General features: G+C 57.5%; 1 protein-coding gene. It reads left to right on the plus strand.

Annotation, left to right across the window (positions count from 1 at the left end):
• A partial coding sequence (gene tuf, locus ACR0EO_RS22080; protein ID WP_480693060.1) for an elongation factor Tu occupies positions 1–1,154 on the plus strand: 1,154 nt, incomplete at both ends.

The raw sequence follows: 1,154 nt of genomic DNA on the forward strand, positions 1-1,154 counted from the left end.
ATGGCAAAGGAAAAGTTTGAGCGTACAAAACCGCACGTCAACATCGGCACGATTGGCCACGTTGACCACGGCAAGACCACGCTGACCGCAGCAATCACCAAGTATTTTGGTGACTTCAAAGCGTATGACCAGATTGACGGCGCGCCTGAAGAAAAAGCACGTGGCATCACCATCTCGACCGCGCACGTTGAATACGAGACCGAGAACCGCCACTATGCGCACGTTGACTGCCCCGGCCACGCCGACTACGTCAAGAACATGATCACTGGTGCCGCTCAGATGGACGGTGCGATCCTGGTTGTGAACGCAGCTGACGGCCCGATGCCGCAGACCCGCGAGCACATCCTGCTGGGCCGCCAGGTTGGCATCCCGAAGATGGTCGTATTTCTGAACAAAGTTGACCAGGTTGACGACGAAGAGCTTCTGGAACTGGTTGAGATGGAAGTTCGCGAACTGCTGTCCAGCTACGACTACCCCGGTGACGATATTCCGATCATCGCAGGTTCGGCTCTGGCGGCGATGGAAGGCAACAACCCTGAAATCGGCGAAGAGAAAATCAAGGAACTGATGGCGGCTGTTGATGAGTACATCGACACCCCTGAGCGTGCTGTTGACCAGCCGTTCCTGATGCCGATCGAAGACGTGTTCTCGATCTCGGGTCGTGGTACCGTTGTTACGGGTCGTGTTGAGCGTGGCGTGATCAACGTTGGCGACGAGATTGAAATCGTCGGCATTCGCGACACTTCGAAAACCACCTGCACCGGCGTTGAAATGTTCCGCAAGCTGCTGGACCGCGGTGAAGCAGGCGACAACATCGGCGCCCTGCTGCGTGGTGTTGACCGTGAAGGCGTTGAGCGTGGTCAGGTTCTGTGTAAGCCGGGTTCGGTTACACCGCACACCAAGTTCGAAGCCGAAGCCTACATCCTGACCAAGGAAGAAGGCGGTCGTCACACTCCGTTCTTCGCGAACTACCGTCCTCAGTTCTACTTCCGTACAACTGACGTAACCGGTACCGTGACCCTGGCCGAAGGCACCGAGATGGTTATGCCTGGCGACAACGTATCGTTCGGCGTTGAGCTGATCGCGCCTATCGCGATGGAAAACGGTCTGCGCTTCGCGATCCGCGAAGGTGGCCGCACCGTCGGCGCCGGCGT

This window comes from Ruegeria sp. BE9, from assembly GCF_056538765.1.